This is a genomic window from Polaromonas sp. LjRoot131, from assembly GCF_964252805.1.
Classification (GTDB): Bacteria; Pseudomonadota; Gammaproteobacteria; order Burkholderiales; family Burkholderiaceae_C; genus Polaromonas.
This window is the reverse complement of record NZ_CAXUPF020000001.1, coordinates 779,434-794,290: the sequence shown is the minus strand read 5'-3', so window position 1 is coordinate 794,290 and position 14,857 is coordinate 779,434. Positions and strand designations below refer to the sequence as shown.

At 65.7% G+C, this 14,857-nt stretch carries 16 protein-coding genes; 6 read left to right on the top strand and 10 right to left on the bottom strand.

What is annotated here, in order from left to right:
• The first annotated feature begins 64 nt into the window (after nucleotides 1-64).
• Nucleotides 65-949: a CAP domain-containing protein gene (locus ACSQ27_RS03795; protein ID WP_436154138.1), complete on the top strand. Its 885-nt coding sequence runs from the start codon at nucleotides 65-67 to the stop codon at nucleotides 947-949.
• Nucleotides 950-963: 14 nt separating this feature from the next.
• Here ACSQ27_RS03795 and ACSQ27_RS03790 read toward each other — a convergent pair whose 3' ends face one another.
• Nucleotides 964-1,320 (bottom strand): low molecular weight protein tyrosine phosphatase family protein, encoded by a 357-nt coding sequence (locus ACSQ27_RS03790; RefSeq protein WP_436154137.1) that lies wholly within the window; start codon nucleotides 1,318-1,320, stop codon nucleotides 964-966.
• Nucleotides 1,321-1,397: 77 nt separating this feature from the next.
• The gene (locus ACSQ27_RS03785) at nucleotides 1,398-2,843 is read right to left on the bottom strand and encodes a coniferyl aldehyde dehydrogenase (RefSeq protein WP_436154136.1); all 1,446 of its coding nucleotides are present in this window, start codon (nucleotides 2,841-2,843) and stop codon (nucleotides 1,398-1,400) included.
• 155 nt (nucleotides 2,844-2,998) lie between these two features.
• Here ACSQ27_RS03785 and ACSQ27_RS03780 point away from each other — a divergent pair, with 155 nt between their 5' ends.
• From ACSQ27_RS03780 to ACSQ27_RS03770, 3 genes are all read left to right on the top strand, one after another.
• Nucleotides 2,999-3,943, top strand: a complete 945-nt coding sequence (locus tag ACSQ27_RS03780) for a DnaJ C-terminal domain-containing protein (protein WP_436154135.1) — start codon at nucleotides 2,999-3,001, stop codon at nucleotides 3,941-3,943.
• A gap of 28 nt (nucleotides 3,944-3,971) precedes the next feature.
• Nucleotides 3,972-5,072 (top strand): DNA alkylation repair protein, encoded by a 1,101-nt coding sequence (locus tag ACSQ27_RS03775; RefSeq protein WP_436154134.1) that lies wholly within the window; start codon nucleotides 3,972-3,974, stop codon nucleotides 5,070-5,072.
• Nucleotides 5,073-5,180: 108 nt separating this feature from the next.
• Nucleotides 5,181-5,684, top strand: a complete 504-nt coding sequence (locus ACSQ27_RS03770) for a CreA family protein (protein ID WP_436154133.1) — start codon at nucleotides 5,181-5,183, stop codon at nucleotides 5,682-5,684.
• A 13-nt stretch (nucleotides 5,685-5,697) separates the two neighbouring features.
• Here ACSQ27_RS03770 and ACSQ27_RS03765 read toward each other — a convergent pair whose 3' ends face one another.
• On the bottom strand, nucleotides 5,698-6,006 hold the full coding sequence (locus ACSQ27_RS03765; RefSeq protein ID WP_436154132.1) for a plasmid stabilization protein: 309 nt from the start codon (nucleotides 6,004-6,006) through the stop codon (nucleotides 5,698-5,700).
• 225 nt (nucleotides 6,007-6,231) lie between these two features.
• On the opposite strand from ACSQ27_RS03765, the gene ACSQ27_RS03760 reads away from it, so the two are divergent.
• Nucleotides 6,232-6,945, top strand: a complete 714-nt coding sequence (locus ACSQ27_RS03760; RefSeq protein WP_436154131.1) for a YebC/PmpR family DNA-binding transcriptional regulator — start codon at nucleotides 6,232-6,234, stop codon at nucleotides 6,943-6,945.
• On the opposite strand, the gene ACSQ27_RS03755 is transcribed toward ACSQ27_RS03760, so the two are convergent.
• From ACSQ27_RS03755 to moaE, 4 genes are all read right to left on the bottom strand, one after another.
• A complete protein-coding gene (locus ACSQ27_RS03755) occupies nucleotides 6,942-7,292 on the bottom strand; it encodes a hypothetical protein (protein WP_436154130.1) in 351 nt (116 codons plus the stop codon). The genes ACSQ27_RS03760 and ACSQ27_RS03755 overlap by 4 nt on opposite strands.
• The gene (locus tag ACSQ27_RS03750; RefSeq protein WP_436154129.1) at nucleotides 7,289-8,131 is read right to left on the bottom strand and encodes a hypothetical protein; all 843 of its coding nucleotides are present in this window, start codon (nucleotides 8,129-8,131) and stop codon (nucleotides 7,289-7,291) included. Before ACSQ27_RS03750 ends, ACSQ27_RS03755 begins: the two co-directional genes overlap by 4 nt.
• Before the next feature lie 172 nt (nucleotides 8,132-8,303).
• Entirely contained in the window at nucleotides 8,304-10,904 is a 2,601-nt protein-coding gene (clpB, locus tag ACSQ27_RS03745) for an ATP-dependent chaperone ClpB (RefSeq protein WP_436154128.1), read from the bottom strand.
• Nucleotides 10,905-11,045: 141 nt separating this feature from the next.
• Nucleotides 11,046-11,522: a molybdopterin synthase catalytic subunit MoaE gene (gene moaE, locus ACSQ27_RS03740; RefSeq protein ID WP_436154127.1), complete on the bottom strand. Its 477-nt coding sequence runs from the start codon at nucleotides 11,520-11,522 to the stop codon at nucleotides 11,046-11,048.
• Between the two features lie 285 nt (nucleotides 11,523-11,807).
• Here moaE and dapA point away from each other — a divergent pair, with 285 nt between their 5' ends.
• Nucleotides 11,808-12,701, top strand: a complete 894-nt coding sequence (dapA, locus tag ACSQ27_RS03735; protein WP_436154126.1) for a 4-hydroxy-tetrahydrodipicolinate synthase — start codon at nucleotides 11,808-11,810, stop codon at nucleotides 12,699-12,701.
• 10 nt (nucleotides 12,702-12,711) lie between these two features.
• On the opposite strand, the gene ACSQ27_RS03730 is transcribed toward dapA, so the two are convergent.
• From ACSQ27_RS03730 to mobB, 3 genes are all read right to left on the bottom strand, one after another.
• Entirely contained in the window at nucleotides 12,712-12,963 is a 252-nt protein-coding gene (locus ACSQ27_RS03730; protein ID WP_436154125.1) for a MoaD/ThiS family protein, read from the bottom strand.
• Between the two features lie 20 nt (nucleotides 12,964-12,983).
• Entirely contained in the window at nucleotides 12,984-14,225 is a 1,242-nt protein-coding gene (locus ACSQ27_RS03725; protein ID WP_436154124.1) for a molybdopterin molybdotransferase MoeA, read from the bottom strand.
• Nucleotides 14,226-14,293: 68 nt separating this feature from the next.
• Nucleotides 14,294-14,842, bottom strand: a complete 549-nt coding sequence (gene mobB, locus ACSQ27_RS03720) for a molybdopterin-guanine dinucleotide biosynthesis protein B (protein ID WP_436154123.1) — start codon at nucleotides 14,840-14,842, stop codon at nucleotides 14,294-14,296.
• Nucleotides 14,843-14,857 lie beyond the last annotated feature (15 nt).

The window sequence follows — 14,857 nt, the reverse complement described above, 5'->3', positions numbered from 1 at the left end:
AATATCTTACCGGCCTTGCCGTGGACCGGCGCCGGTCGATCGTAGCGCTGGCTATCATGCAACCATGCGGACCTCCAGCACGGCGACAAAAACACGGGGCGCGTGCATGCACGCGGCGCTGGCGATCCTGCTGACGGCCGCCGGCCTGGCGCAGGCGCAGCCGGCGGTACAAGACCACGCTCCCCTGCTGCGCGCGCTCAATGCGCTGCGCCAGCAGGGCTGCGGGAAAGGCGCCCGCCCGGCCGCCCCGCTGCGCGAACATGCGGCGCTGTCGCGCGCCACGGCGCTGGTCGCGGGCGGCCGCAAACTCGATGACGCGCTCAAAGCCAGCGGCTACCGCGCCCAGCGCACCGTGCAGATCACGGTGCGCGGCGCCACCGGCGCCGCGGCGCTGACGCAAAAAGCACTGGGCAACTCATGCGGCGCGGCCATGCACAGCGAGTTTGTGGAGGCCGGCTTCTACCAGCGCGGCGCACACACCTGGGTGCTGCTGGCCGAGCCCTTCTCGCCGCCCGCCGCGGCACAGGCCGACCAGGTGCAGGCGCGGGTGCTGGCACTGGTCAACGAGGCGCGCTCCCGGCCGCAGCGCTGCGGCAACCAGGCCTTCGCGGCGGCACCGCCGCTGCAACTCAACCCCGCGCTCTATGGCCTGGCCAGCGCACACGCGGCCGACATGGCGCGTTACGACTACTTCAGCCACACCGGCCGCGACGGCAGCACGGTGGACAGCCGAGCCAACCGCGCCGGTTACCGCTGGCGCGCCATCGGCGAAAACATCGCCGCCGGCCAGATGGATGCCGACGCGGCCGTGCGCGGCTGGATCAACAGCCCCGGCCATTGCGCCAACATCATGTCGCCCGCTTTCAGCGAGATGGGTGCGGCCTTTGCAGTGAACACCCGGAGCAGCCAGGGGATTTACTGGACGCAGGTGTTCGGGACCACGCCTTAACGCCGGCGCGGACTTCAGGCGCCCGGCAGGAAGCGCGCCACCTTGCGCCTGAGCAATTCGATGAGCGCCGGATCCATATAGGGATATTTGTCCGGAATCCCCAGGCAGATGATGCGTTTGCCATTGACCTGGTTTTTGAACCTGGACGACAGCTTCGTTTTGTGCGCGCGCTCCATGACGAAGATCAGGTCGGCCCATTCGACGAGATCCGGAGTCAGGGGATTGTCCGCGCCGTTGTTAAGGCCCGCCGAGGAGCATTCCAGGCCGGGATGCTCCGCGAAAATCTGCTCCGCCGTCGGGCTGCGCCAGCGGTTCAGGCTGCAAAGGAACAGCACCCGCATATTTGGCTCGCCGTTTTTGTCGTTCTCCATCGGGGGAGCTTATTCGAAAAATCCTTGAACAGGCTGCCGTGTGACCGGTGGGCCGGAACACAAGGCCGGCCCCAGCATCAGATCAATCGCTTGAGCAATCCCATCACCTGCTCAAACCGCTTGCCGTAGGGCGGGTAAAACAAATCCCCACGCGCCCATTTGGACTGAACCATCACCGGCTTTTGCTGCGTCAGCCGCAGGAAGCCGGTTTCGCCGTGGTAGGCGCCCCAGCCGCTTTCGCCGACGCCGCCGAAGGGCAGGTTTTTGTGGGCGATGTGCATCAGCGTGTCGTTCACCGTGACGCCGCCGCTCACGGTGCGTGCCAGCACATGGTCGCGCGAACCGGTGTCGGTGCCGAACCAGTAAAGCGCCAGCGGCCGCGGCCTGGCGTTGACGTAGCGGATCGCTTCGTCGATCGAAGCGTAGGGAATGACCGGCAGAATGGGACCGAAGATCTCCTCGCTGAGCAGTTTTGATGTAGCGGGCACATCAAAGGCCAGCACCGGCGCCATCTGCCGCGATGCCGCGCCCACGCCGACCATACCGGGCTGCAAGGGCTGGACGGTTTGCAGCCGCGCGCCCTCGCCTTCGGCCTGCGCCAGCAGCGCCTGCAGCCGCTCCAGGTGGCGCGAGCTGATGATGGCCGCGTAGTCGGGGTTGCCGGTGATGGTGGGAAACAGCGTCGCCACGGCGCGGGCAAAGGCCTCGCCGAAAACCGTTTCGCTGCCCTGGGGCAAGAGCACGTAGTCGGGCGCGATGCAGGTCTGGCCGGCGTTGAGCAGCTTGCCGTGCGCGATCTTGATGGCGGCCTTGTCGATGTCGCAGGAGGCATCGATGATGCAGGGCGACTTGCCTCCCAGTTCCAGCGTGGTCGGCGTGAGGTTGGCTGCGGCGGCTTCGGCCACCTTGCGGCCCACGGCGGTGGAGCCGGTGAAGAACAGGTGGTCAAACGGCAGGCCGGCGAATTCGGCGGCCAGTTGGCCGTCGCCCTGCACCACGCAGAGTTCGTCGGGCGCAAAGGATTGTTCAATCAGCGTCGCCAGCAGGGCCGAGGTGCGCGGCGTGAGTTCGCTGGGCTTGAGCATCACGCGGTTGCCCGCGGCCAGGGCAGTGATGACGGGGCCCAGCGAAAGCTGCACCGGGTAGTTCCAGGGCGAGACCACGCCCACCACGCCCAGCGGCTGGCGCTGCAGGAAGGCGCGCGAAGGCTGCAGATACAGCGGTGTGCTCACCTTGACGGGTTTCATCCACTTCGGCAGGTTCTTGAGCGTGCTGGACAGCAGCGAGCGCAGCACAAAGATGTCGGCGATTTCGGTGAGTTGCGGCGAGCGCACGCCGAAGTCGGCGTTGACGGCCTGCGCCAGTTCGGCGCCGTGTTCGTCCAGCAAGGCGCGTACGCGCAGCAGGCGATCCCGGCGCAATGCCAGCGGCACTTCGATTTGCGCGCGGCTGGCCTGGTGCTGGGCTTCAAACAGGGCGCGCAAGCCGGCACTGTCATGGGAGAGGGGTGGGCTGGAGGTCATCGCTGGATGATAGGGACCGCCATAGCGGCCCGGTAGAGGCGCAACTCCAGCGGCGCTGCGGGTTGACCCTGAGGCGGCCGCCCCCATCTACCAGCCTGGTGCAACTGACCTGGCGGCCAGGCCGGCAGGCAAACCATCCCTGAGGAAGGTTTTTCATGGAATACAAGGACTATTACAAGGCCATGGGCCTGGCGCGCGACGCCACGCCCGATGAGATCAAAAAAGCCCATCGGAAGCTGGCGCGCAAATACCACCCCGACGTCAGTAAAGAGAAGAACGCCGAGGCGCGCTTCAAGGAAATTTCCGAAGCCTACGAAGTGCTGCGCGACCCTGAAAAGCGCGCTGCCTACGACAGGCTGGGCGCGAACTGGCAGGCCGGCCAGGAATTCCGGCCCCCGCCGGGATGGCAGGCGCGCGAGGAAGCCGCCGGCCATCCGTTCTTCGGCGATGCCGGAGGGTTCGACCACAGCGACTTCTTTGACGCCATCTTTCGCAGCATGGGCGCCGACATGGGGGGTGGTATGGGCCGCGCCCGCGGCGGCTTCGACATGGCCGGCGAGGACCAGCACGCGAAGATACAGATCGCCATCGAGGACTCGTACCAGGGCGCCACGCGCACGCTGCAGCTCAGCGAGACGGGCAGGCGCGGCCAGCCACGCAGCATCGAATTCACCATTCCCAAGGGCATACGCGCCGGCCAGCACATCCGCCTGGCCGGACAGGGTGCGCCGGGGGCCGGCAAGGGTGGCGCCGGCGACCTCTACCTGGACGTGGAATTCCTGCCGCACAAGCTCTACCGCGCCGACGGCCGCGACGTCTACATGAACCTGCCGGTGGCCCCTTGGGAGGCCGCCCTGGGCGCGCAGGTCGAGGCGGCCACGCCGACGGGCCGGGTCGAGCTCACCATCCCGGCGGGTTCATCGCCGGGGAACAAGCTCAGGCTCAAGGGCCGGGGCCTGCCGGGCAAGCCGGCGGGCGACTTCTACTTTGTGCTGCAACTCGCGCTGCCGCCTGCCGGCAGCAAGGGCGCCAAAAAGGCTTACGAGGACATGGCCGAAGCCTTCAAGGCCTTCGACCCTCGTGCCGCTCTGGAAGCCTGAAAAACCGGCGGTGGCAGAATTGGGCGCCATGTCCGACACCGCCGTCCCCGCCCTCAAAAACATCTTCGATCCCGCGCGCTATCGCCACATCGCGGCGGAAACCGCGGCGGTCTATCCGCGTTTTGACGGCAAGAAGTTTCTGGCGCTCGCCCTGCCCGGCCTGGACGAGCTCTCGCTGATGCAGCGCCTGCGGCGCACCAGCGAATGCCTGCATGCCACGCTGCCCGCCGACTACCCAAAAGCCATCGCCATCCTGCGCAAGCTGGCGCCGCGCATCAACAGCGGTTTTGTCACCCTGGTGCTGCCGGACTATGTGGGCTTGTACGGGCGCGATGACTTTGAGACGTCCATGGAGGCGCTGAAATTTTTCACCGCCTTCGGCAGCTCTGAATTCGCCATCCGCGAGTTCATCCGCCAGGACCCGGCGCGCACGCTGGCCGTGATGAAGGTATGGGCCAAGGATGAGAGCGAACACGTGCGGCGCCTGGCCAGCGAAGGCAGCCGCCCCCGCCTGCCCTGGTCTTTCAGGCTTGATGCGCTGATGGCCGACCCGGAGCTTGCCGCGCCCATCCTGGAGGCACTCAAGGCCGACGGCAGCCTCTACGTGCGCAAGTCGGTGGCCAATCACCTCAACGACATCACCAAGCTGCATCCCGAATGGGTGCTGAATCGCCTGAAAAGCTGGCCGCTGGAGAACCCGCATACCGCGTGGATCGCGCGCCACGCGCTCCGCACCCTGATCAAGCAGGGCGACAGGCAGGCCCTGGGCGTGATAGGTGCCGGCAAAAAGGCGGCTGTGAGCATCAGTGGCTTTTCCGTCAGCCCGAAAAAACTCACGCTGGGTGAGCGGCTGGAGCTGTCGTTCACGCTGCAGTCCACCTCGCGCCAGAGCCAGCGCCTGGTGGTGGACTACGCCGTCCATTACGTTAAAAAAGCCGGCAGCAGTTCGGCCAAGGTCTTCAAGCTCAAGGAACTGAGCCTGGGCGCAGGCGAAAGCGTGCGGCTGTCACGCAGCCAGGTGGTGCGCGACTTCACGACGCGTGTGCACCATGCCGGCCGGCATGAGGTGGACATCATGGTCAACGGCGAGCGCCTGGCAAGCGGCTTTTTTGAGCTGTTAAAGCCCTGACAGGCCGGGAGCGGTGCACCCGGCCCGGGCTTTTGTACATTAGGAGCTCCGGGGCGGCAAACCCCGCGGCATCCCTGCATATATATATACACATCAGGAGGAATATCCATGAGCCCCCCCTTCATCCGGCGCCTGCGCCCCGCATTCAGCTCGCTGAGCCTGCTCCTGCTCCTGTCCGCCTGCGGCGGCGCGGGCGGCGAGGAAGTCGGCGCGGTGGACACCGTGTTCAAGTTCATAGGCCCCGACCACAAGATCGTGGTCGATGCCTACGACGATCCCAAGGTCGCTGGCGTGACCTGCTATGTGTCGCGCGCCAAGACCGGCGGCATCAAGGGTGCGTTCGGCGTGGCCGAAGACAAGGCCGAAGCCTCCATCGCCTGCCGGCAGACCGGCGTCATCAGCTTTGGCGCCAAGCCGCTGGACAAGCAGGAAGAGATGTTCAGCGAGCGTATTTCGCTGGTTTTCAAGAAGCTTCGCGTGGTGCGCATGATTGACACCAAACGCAACACCCTGGTCTACCTGACCTATTCGGACCGGGTCATTGAAGGTTCGCCGCAAAACAGCGTCACGGCGGTTCCGGTGCCGGCCGGCACCGTGATCCCGGTCAAGTAAGCAAGCAGGACGCCTACTTCGCGGCGGCGTTGCGCTTGCGGGTGGCTGCGGCCTTTTTGGCCGAGGCCGAGCGCTCGGCCGCGCTGCGAGAAGCCGCCGCCGCGCCGCCCAGGCGCCCGCCCTTGCGTGAAGGGGCATGGTTTTCCGCCTTGCCGCGGCCGGAGCCGGACTTTTTGCCGCCGCCCGTTTCCTTGTTCACCGTGGCCCAGGCGCGCCGCTCGGCCTCTTCCTTGCCGACGCCGCGGTCCTGGTAGCCTTCCTCGATGTGCTCGGCCTTGCGCTTTTGCTTGTCGGAATAGGAAGATTTGTCACCTCTTGGCATGTCGGCTCCTTTCGTGTTGGCAGGTGTCCAAAATTAGCGCTGCGCCGCTGCCCCTGTAGCGGGAAGGCGCTGATGTTGGCGTCGGCGCCGTCCTACCGTTGCGGCCGCGCCGTATGGGTGTATAACCGGGGACCCCGGTCCTGCGGCGCGTGCTCCGTGCCATGCCGCAGCACCCCCCGAATACCGCATGCGCGTCAAGCGCGGCAACAGCAAGGAAGAACAGACATGGGCGCGCAGTGGAAAGCAAAAGGCAAGGAACTGGCCGCGAATGCCAGGGGCCGGGTATTCGGCAAACTGGCCAAGGAAATCATGGTCGCGGCGCGCAACGGGGCGGACCCGGCCTCGAACGCACGCCTGCGACTGGTCGTGGAGCAGGCCCGCAAGGTCTCCATGCCCAAGGACACCCTGGAGCGCGCCATCAAAAAAGGCGCCGGGCTCACGGGTGACGCGGTGCATTTCGAGCATGTGATCTACGAGGGCTTCGCGCCGCACCGCGTGCCCCTGATGGTCGAATGCCTGACGGACAACCTGAACCGCACGGCCTCGGAAATCCGCGTGCTGTTCCGCAAGGGGCATCTGGGCACTTCGGGCTCAGTCTCCTGGGACTTCGACCACGTGGGCATGATTGAAGCTGAGCCGCAGGCTGCCGGCGCCGACCCTGAACTGGCCGCGATTGAAGCCGGTGCCCAGGACTTTGAGCCGGGCCACGAAGAAGGAACGACCATGTTCCTGACCGACCACGCCGACCTGGACATCGTCAGCCGCGCGCTGCCCGCGCAGAGTTTTACCGTGCTGTCGGCCAAGCTCGGCTACAAGGCCAAGAATCCCGTCAGCCCGTCGACCCTGAGCGCCGGCGAGCTCGAAGAAGTCGAGGCCTTCCTCGCCGCCATCGATGCGAACGACGACGTGCAGAACATCTTTGTGGGCCTGGGCGACTAGGAAGCAGGGACGGCCTCGTAGCGGGGCCGTATCCGGGTTTTCTGCACGATGCCGGACGGCGCGAACAGGATCACAAACTCAGTCCCCGGTGTTTCGCTTTTGGGCGGCTTTTCCCGGTAAGCCCAGACCTCGTAGCCGCTGTCGAACCTGACCACGGTGGCGGGGCCCAGCGCGGCGCTGACGTCGGCTTTGGTGCTGGTTCCGGGGACCACCATCCCTTGCGCGCCCTGCATGGACAGGCCGGCGTTGCGAAACGGCGGCCGGGTATCCTCCACTACGCCCGGGCCGGCGCAGCCCGCCAGCACCAGGCCGGCGCACAACAACAACAGCCTGCACGCCAGCATCATCCGCCCTCCATGTAGTCAAACTCGACCAGGGTGTCGTCGGGCCAGCTGCGATCACCCAGCGGAAGAAAGTAGGTACGGTCCACCAGCACCTCGCAGTCGCAGTCTGGCAGGTCCCTGTCGAGCTTGGGATCGTCGCTCGCGGCGGCGTAGAGCATGGCCAGGGGCAGGATTTCGCGGCGCTCACCGGCCGACAGCGTGACGCTGAACAGCGGGCGCTCCGAAAAGAACAGGTAGAGCGGTATCTTTTTCTCGCAGTAAGCCGGCGTATCGAACACGGCGCCTGCGATGGCGCCGATGATGCTGGTGCCGCGAGATACCAGGCCGGCCTCCATGCCCACCCTGCACTCCAGCCGCAGGTCGCCCAGGCGCCGGGTATTGGGCGGCAGGCCCGGCGTGCGGATCTCGGTGCGCCAGGTCATGCTCTGCGCCTTGCGGTTGGGGATGACCTGCGCATCTTCCGAGAAAGCCTTGGGATCGCGCGGCAGGCTGAAGGTGTGGTCGGGCGCGATGGCCACGGGGAAGGCGACGGTGCTGCCTATCACCTCCATGTCAATCGAGTTCATGTCGGTCTCGCGCCGGCGCGGCAAGAGCTTGAAGCGCAGCGAGGCATTGGGCGCGAGGCTTTTTTCGCGCTCGAACAATTCCATGCCCCGAATCATCTTCCGGTAGGACTTCTCGACCGGGTCGCGGTTGGCCTTGGCACTGACGGTCACCGGCGGCAGGGTGCGCGTGCCTGGCTCCTTGCTGCCCGGATCCTGCGCAGCGGCCTGCGCGCCAACAGCCAGGCTTGCCGCCAGGCAGGCGGCGCGCGGCATGGCGCGGGCAAGGGGGTTGGGCATGGCGGTTCCGATGGGGCAGAAGCCCATGGTAGGCCGGGCGGGCCGATGGACATGTAGGACGATTCCAGCACTTCCCCCGCGGCGCGGCCGTAAAAAAACCCGCCCCGGCGCAAGCCGGAGCGGGTTGTGAGGCTCACCATGAAACTGGTGGCCCGCAGCCGTCAAGAGGCCTCTAATGAACCGTCGGTTCGAACCGGAACACGCCCGGGTCGCGGATGGGGTCCACGTCCACCGGTATCGTGCTCTTGGGCGGGAAACGCCCTTCCAGCAGCAGCTTGCTGAGCGGATTTTCGATACGCTGCTGGATGGCCCGCTTGAGCGGCCTGGCGCCGAACACCGGGTCAAAGCCGACCTTGGCGAGCTCGGCGATCGCCGCTTCCGACACGTCCAGCGCGAGGTCCATCTTCTGCAGCCGGGCGACCAGCACCTTGAGCTGAATGCGGGCGATGGACTCGATGTTCTTCGCATCGAGTGCGTGGAACACCACGGTCTCGTCGATCCGGTTGAGGAACTCGGGCCGGAAATAGTTCTTGAGCTCGGCCGTCACCGCATCCTTGATCTCTTCGGTCGGCTTGCCGACCATGGACTGGATGATGGGCGAGCCGATGTTGCTGGTCATGACGATCACGGTGTTTTTGAAGTCCACCGTGCGGCCCTGCCCGTCGGTCAGGCGGCCGTCGTCCAGCACCTGAAGCAGCACATTGAACACATCGGGATGGGCTTTTTCGACCTCGTCGAGCAGCAGCACGCTGTAGGGCTTGCGGCGCACGGCCTCGGTCAGGTAGCCGCCCTCCTCATAGCCCACATAGCCCGGGGGCGCGCCTATCAGGCGGGCCACCGAATGTTTCTCCATGAACTCGCTCATGTCGACGCGTATCAGGTGGTCTTCGCTGTCGAACAGGAAGCCGGCCAGCGCCTTGCACAGCTCGGTCTTGCCCACGCCGGTGGGGCCCAGGAACAGGAAGGAGCCGGTCGGGCGGTTCGGGTCGCTCAGGCCCGAGCGGGAGCGGCGGATGGCGTTGGCCACCGCGCTGATGGCTTCTTCCTGGCCGACCACGCGCTCATGCAGCTTGCCTTCCATCTGCAGCAGCTTGTCGCGCTCGCCCTGCATGAGTTTGCTGACAGGGATGCCGGTGGCGCGCGCCACGACCTCGGCGATCTCTTCGGCGCCGACCTGGGTACGCAGCAGCGTGGGCGCGTTGGACTTGCCCTTGCTGGCTTCGGTGTCCTGCGCCTCCTTGAGGCGTTTTTCGAGTTCGGGCAGCTTGCCGTACTGCAGCTCGGCCACCTTGTTGAAGTCGCCCTTGCGGGTGAACTCCTCGATCTGGAAGCGGATACGGTCGATCTCCTCCATGACGTCCTTGGAGCCCAGGGCTTGCGCTTTTTCGGCCTGCCAGATTTCGTCGAGGTCGGAGATCTCTTTTTGCAGCTTGACGATTTCTTCCTCGATCAGCTCGAAGCGCTTTTTCGAAGATTCATCTTTTTCACGGCGCACGGCTTCGCGCTCGATCTGCAGCTGGATCAGGCGGCGGTCGAGCTTGTCCATGACCTCGGGCTTGGAGTCCATTTCAATCTTGATCTTGGCCGCGGCCTCGTCGATCAGGTCGATGGCCTTGTCGGGCAGGAAACGGTCGGTGATGTAGCGGTGGCTCAGTTCGGCCGCGGCCACGATGGCCGGGTCGGTGATCTGCACGCCATGGTGCGCTTCATATTTTTCCTGCAGGCCGCGCAGGATGGCGATGGTGGCCTCCACGGTCGGCTCGCCGACCAGGATTTTCTGGAAGCGGCGCTCCAGCGCGGCGTCTTTTTCGATGTACTTGCGGTATTCGTCGAGTGTGGTGGCGCCCACGCAGTGCAGCTCGCCGCGCGCCAGCGCGGGCTTGAGCATGTTGCCGGCGTCCATCGCGCCCTCGGCCTTGCCGGCACCCACCATGGTGTGCAGCTCGTCGATGAAGACGATGGTCTGGCCTTCGTCCTTGGCCAGCTCGTTGAGCACGGTTTTCAGGCGCTCTTCAAACTCGCCGCGGAACTTGGCGCCGGCCAGCAGGGCCGCCATGTCGAGCGAGAGCACGCGTTTGCCCTTGAGGGAGTCCGGCACTTCGCCGGCCACGATGCGCTGGGCCAGGCCTTCGACGATGGCGGTCTTGCCGACGCCGGGCTCGCCGATCAGCACCGGGTTGTTCTTGGTGCGGCGCTGCAGCACCTGGATGGCGCGGCGGATTTCGTCATCGCGGCCTATGACCGGGTCGAGCTTGCCCAGACGGGCCCGCTCGGTCAGGTCCATGCAGTATTTCTTGAGGGCTTCGCGCTGGCCTTCGGCGTCGGCGCTGTTCACGCCCTGGCCGCCGCGTACCGCGTCTATCGCGGCTTCGAGCGCCTTGCGCGTCAGGCCGTTTTCCTTGGCCAGGCGGCCGACGTCGCTTTTGCTGTCGGCCACGGCCAGCAGAAAGAGTTCACCGGCAATGAACTGGTCGTTGCGTTTGATGGCTTCTTTTTCGGTGGCCTGCAGCAGCTTGGCGAGGTCGGGGCCGACCTGGAGCTGGTCCTGGCCCTGCACCTGGGGCAGCTTCTTGACGGCGGCGTCGGCGGCCTGCATGAGGCCGCCCACGTTGACGCCGGCTCTTTCCAGCAGCGCGCGCGGGCCGTCGTCCTGACGCAGCATGGCGGCCAGCAGGTGGACCGGCTCGATATAGCCGTTGTCATTGCCCAGCGCGAGGGATTGCGCGTCGCTCAGGGCTTCCTGGAATTTGGTGGTGAGTTTGTCTTGTCGCATTGAATTTGACTCCGCAAGGGGGCTCCCGAAAGAGCGGTTATCGCCGAGTTTGGGGCTTTTGCGCCCCTTTTCAAGTCATTCAGCTGCAACCATGGCATGCCATTGGGCTGCGTTTGATTTGCGTCAAGCGCGCACCAGGCTTCAGGCGTTGCCGGCGTGGATGCCCCATTTCGCCAGCGCCGCATCGTCGCTGACTCGGGCGTCCACCCAGCGGGCGCCTTCCGGGGTTTCTTCCTTCTTCCAGAACGGCGCCTGGGTTTTCAGGTAGTCCATCAGGAATTCGCAGGCCCGAAAGCTTTCGCCGCGGTGTGCGGAGGTCACCGCCACCAAAACGACCTGGTCCAGCGGCTGCAGCAGGCCCACACGGTGAATCACCCGGACACCAAAAATATCGAACCGCGACATGGCCTCGTCGACCATGGCCTCGATCGACTTCTCCGTCATGCCGGGGTAGTGCTCCAGCTCCATACTGCTGACGCTCAGGCCGTCATTGCGGTCCCTGACCGTGCCGGTGAAGGTGCAGACGGCGCCTACCCGCTTGTCGGCGGCGCGCAGTGCGGCCACCTCGTCGGCGAGGTTGAAGTCATCGGTGGTGATCAGGACGCGCGGTGAAGCCATAGTGGCAATTTTGCCACTCGCTCACCCTAAACGCAGTGCCTACGGTAAGATTTGCCGCATGACTGGCCACATCTGCCCCTTCGCCGCCCGGACGCCCGACAGCGCCCGCGGCCTTGGGGCGTGCGCCAGCAAATCGAAAAAACCGTTGCTCATTTGACCGGGGCTGCGGTTCCGTCGTCGAATGAGCGATGGAACCGCTGCTTACTTTCCAAGTCTTTTGCGGACACCCATCTCTTGTTCTGATGACGGCCTTTCAAGCCGGTCAGTTTTTTGGGATGTGTCTTCATGCAAACAGCGCTTAGTGCCAACCAGGCAAACACCGATTTCTCGGGATTGTGGATTCCACTTGTCACCCCCTTTGACCAGGGCAAGGTCGACCATGCGGCCTTGAAACGCCTGGTGGTGCATTACCGCGCCAAGGGCATCGCCGGGCTGGTGGTCTGCGGCTCCACCGGCGAAGCTGCCGCCCTGGACGAGGACGAGCAGCTGCAGACGCTGCACACCGTGATGGAACAAGCCGACGGCCTGCCGGTGGTCATGGGCCTGTCGGGCTACCACCTGGGCAAGACAGCGGCGCGCATCAAGGCGCTGGGTGCGCAGGGCCTTGCCGGCATCCTGTTGCCGGCGCCCAGCTATATCCGCCCTTCCCAGGCAGGCCTCATTGAATGGTTCACCACCTTGGCCGACGAGAGTGCCGTGCCGGTGATCCTCTATGACATCCCTTACCGCACCGGCAGCCGCCTGGAACTCGAAACCCTGCTGGCGCTGGCGGGCCACCCGCGCATCCAGGCACTCAAGGACTGCGGCGGCGACCCGGCCAAGACAAAAGCCCTGATTGCCGACGGGCGGCTGCAGGTGCTGGCGGGCGAGGACCTGAATATCTTCGCTACCGTGGCGCAAGGCGGCCGGGGTGCGATTGCAGCAGCGGCCCACCTGCACACGGAACGTTTTGTGGAGGTACTGCGGCGCATCCAGGCGGGCGACCTGGCGGGGGCCGAGGCTTTGTGGGCACCACTGCAGCCGCTGATAGCCGGCCTGTTTGCCGAACCCAATCCGGGCCCACTCAAGGCACTGATGGCGGAACGTGGCCTGCTTCGCAACGAATTGCGCAGCCCGATGACACCGGCCTCCGCCGCGCTGGCCGAACGCCTTCAACAACTGGACGCGATGGTGGCTTGAGGCGGGCGGGTCAGCCGCCGGTCACGGGCGGGAAGAAGGCAACCTCGCAGCCGTCGCTGAGCAGTGCCGCTTCATCGCTCATGACCTGGTTGAGCGCCATGCGCACCGACCGGCCGCGCGCCAGGCTGGCGGCGTGCGCGGGCGTGGCCGCGAGCAGTTCGTCGCGCAGGGCCGCCAGCGTGGTGGCGGCGGTCTCGCGCACCTCGCTGCCCTGCCCTATGGCTTCGCGGATGGACGCAAAGTATTTGATCGTGACTTTCATGGGGAGCTTTATGCGGCGCCTTAAGCCATCAATGCCGAAAACGGGATGAACTGCACGGTATCGCCTCGGGCAATCGCCTGGCCGGCCGGGTTGTCGATGACGCCGTCGCCCCAGACGGCCGAGGTCAGCACGCCCGAACTCTGGTTGCCGAACAGCTCCAGCCCACCGGCGGCGTTGCGCCTGGCACGCAAAAACTCGCGGCGCTTGTCTGCCTTGGGCCAGTCGAAATGGGCCGGCAGCGCGATGGAAGCGGGAGCCACCTCGGACGCGCCCTGCAGACTGAGCAAAAAGGGCCGCACCAGCACCAGGAAGGTCACAAAGCTGGACACCGGATTACCCGGCAGGCCGATGAAGTGCGCGCCGCCGACCTTGCCGCAGGCAAAGGGCTTGCCCGGCTTCATGGCGATCTGCCACAGGGCGAGTTCGCCCAGCGCCTGCACGGCGGGCTTGATGTGGTCCTCCTCGCCGACGGACACGCCGCCGCTGGTGAGGATCAGGTCGTGCGCTTCGCCGGCGCCTTTGAGGGCGGAAATGGTGGCGTCCAGGCGGTCGGGCACGATGCCGAGATCGGTCACCGTGCAGCCCAGCCGCAGCAGCAAGGCGCGCAAAAAGAAGCGATTGGAGTTGTAGATGGCGCCGGGCTTCATGTCGGCCGGTGCGACCTCGCCGGGCATGACGAGTTCGTCGCCCGTGGAGAACAAGGCCACGCGCACCCTGGGCGCGACCTGCAGCTTGTCAAAACCGATGCTGGCGGCCAGGCCCAGCGAGGCCGGCGTGAGGCGTTCACCGCGGCGCAACACCACGGCGCCGGCGGCCACGTCCTCGCCGCGGCGGCGGATCCATTGGCCCAATTGAGGTCTGGCCTTGATGCGCACACCGGCATCCACGGCTTCGCAGTCTTCCTGCATCACCACAGTATCAGCGCCGGGCGGGATGGGCGCGCCGGTGAAGATGCGCGCCGCCGAAGCCGGCGCCAGGACATGGCCGCTACTGCCGGCCGGAATGCGCTGGCCGACCGGCAACACAGCGCCTTCGGCCCAGTCGGCCGTGCGCAGCGCGTAGCCGTCCATGGAGCTGTTGTCATGGGCCGGCACGTCGAGGCTGGAAACCAGGTCCTGGGCCAGCACGCGGCCGTCGGCGTCAAAGGTGGAGACGGTTTCGACACCGGGCAGGCTTGCCGCGCGGGCCAGCAACTCGACCAGCGCCTGGTCCAGAGGCTTCAGGGGTGCGCGGGCGGCGGGTGTGGCGGGAACAGAACTCATGGTCGGGGTGTCCGGAACAAGGGCATGAACGGAACCGGGCTGGCGTCAGGGCTGGCCTTCACCCTGGCCTAGCCGAAACGGTCTTCGAAGGAATAGGCAAAGCGCTCCTGATTGTTGACCAGGTAGTCGGCCACGGCCTCGCCGTCGTTCAAATCCAGCACCGGACGCAAGGTTGCTTCGGGCAATTGATCGGGAGTGTCGGTGGCGATGGCGACGATGAAATCGTCGTCCATGTAGCGGGCGGGCTTGCCCGGATAGTCGGCCGAAGGACCGCGCCAGACTTCGATCTTGAGCAGGTCGCTGCTTTTGAAGCCTTCCACCAGCACCCAGTCGACGCCGCCGTAAAGCTCGGCAATCAACTGGTGCACCGTCATCTCGGAAGGTTTTTCAAACTCGCGCATCAGCGCCAGGCGGTTCTGCGAAGCCACCACCACCTCGAAGGCACCGGCCACCCGGTGGCGGAAGGTGTCCTTGCCGGGATGGTCAATGTCGAACTTGTGGTGCGCATGCTTGACCACCGAGACACGCAGGCCCCTGGCCTTGAGCGCGGGAATCAGCTTTTCAACCAGGGTGGTCTTGCCTGACCCGGAGTAACCGGCGAAGCCGACAACGTTCATGGCTGGGCCTTGCAG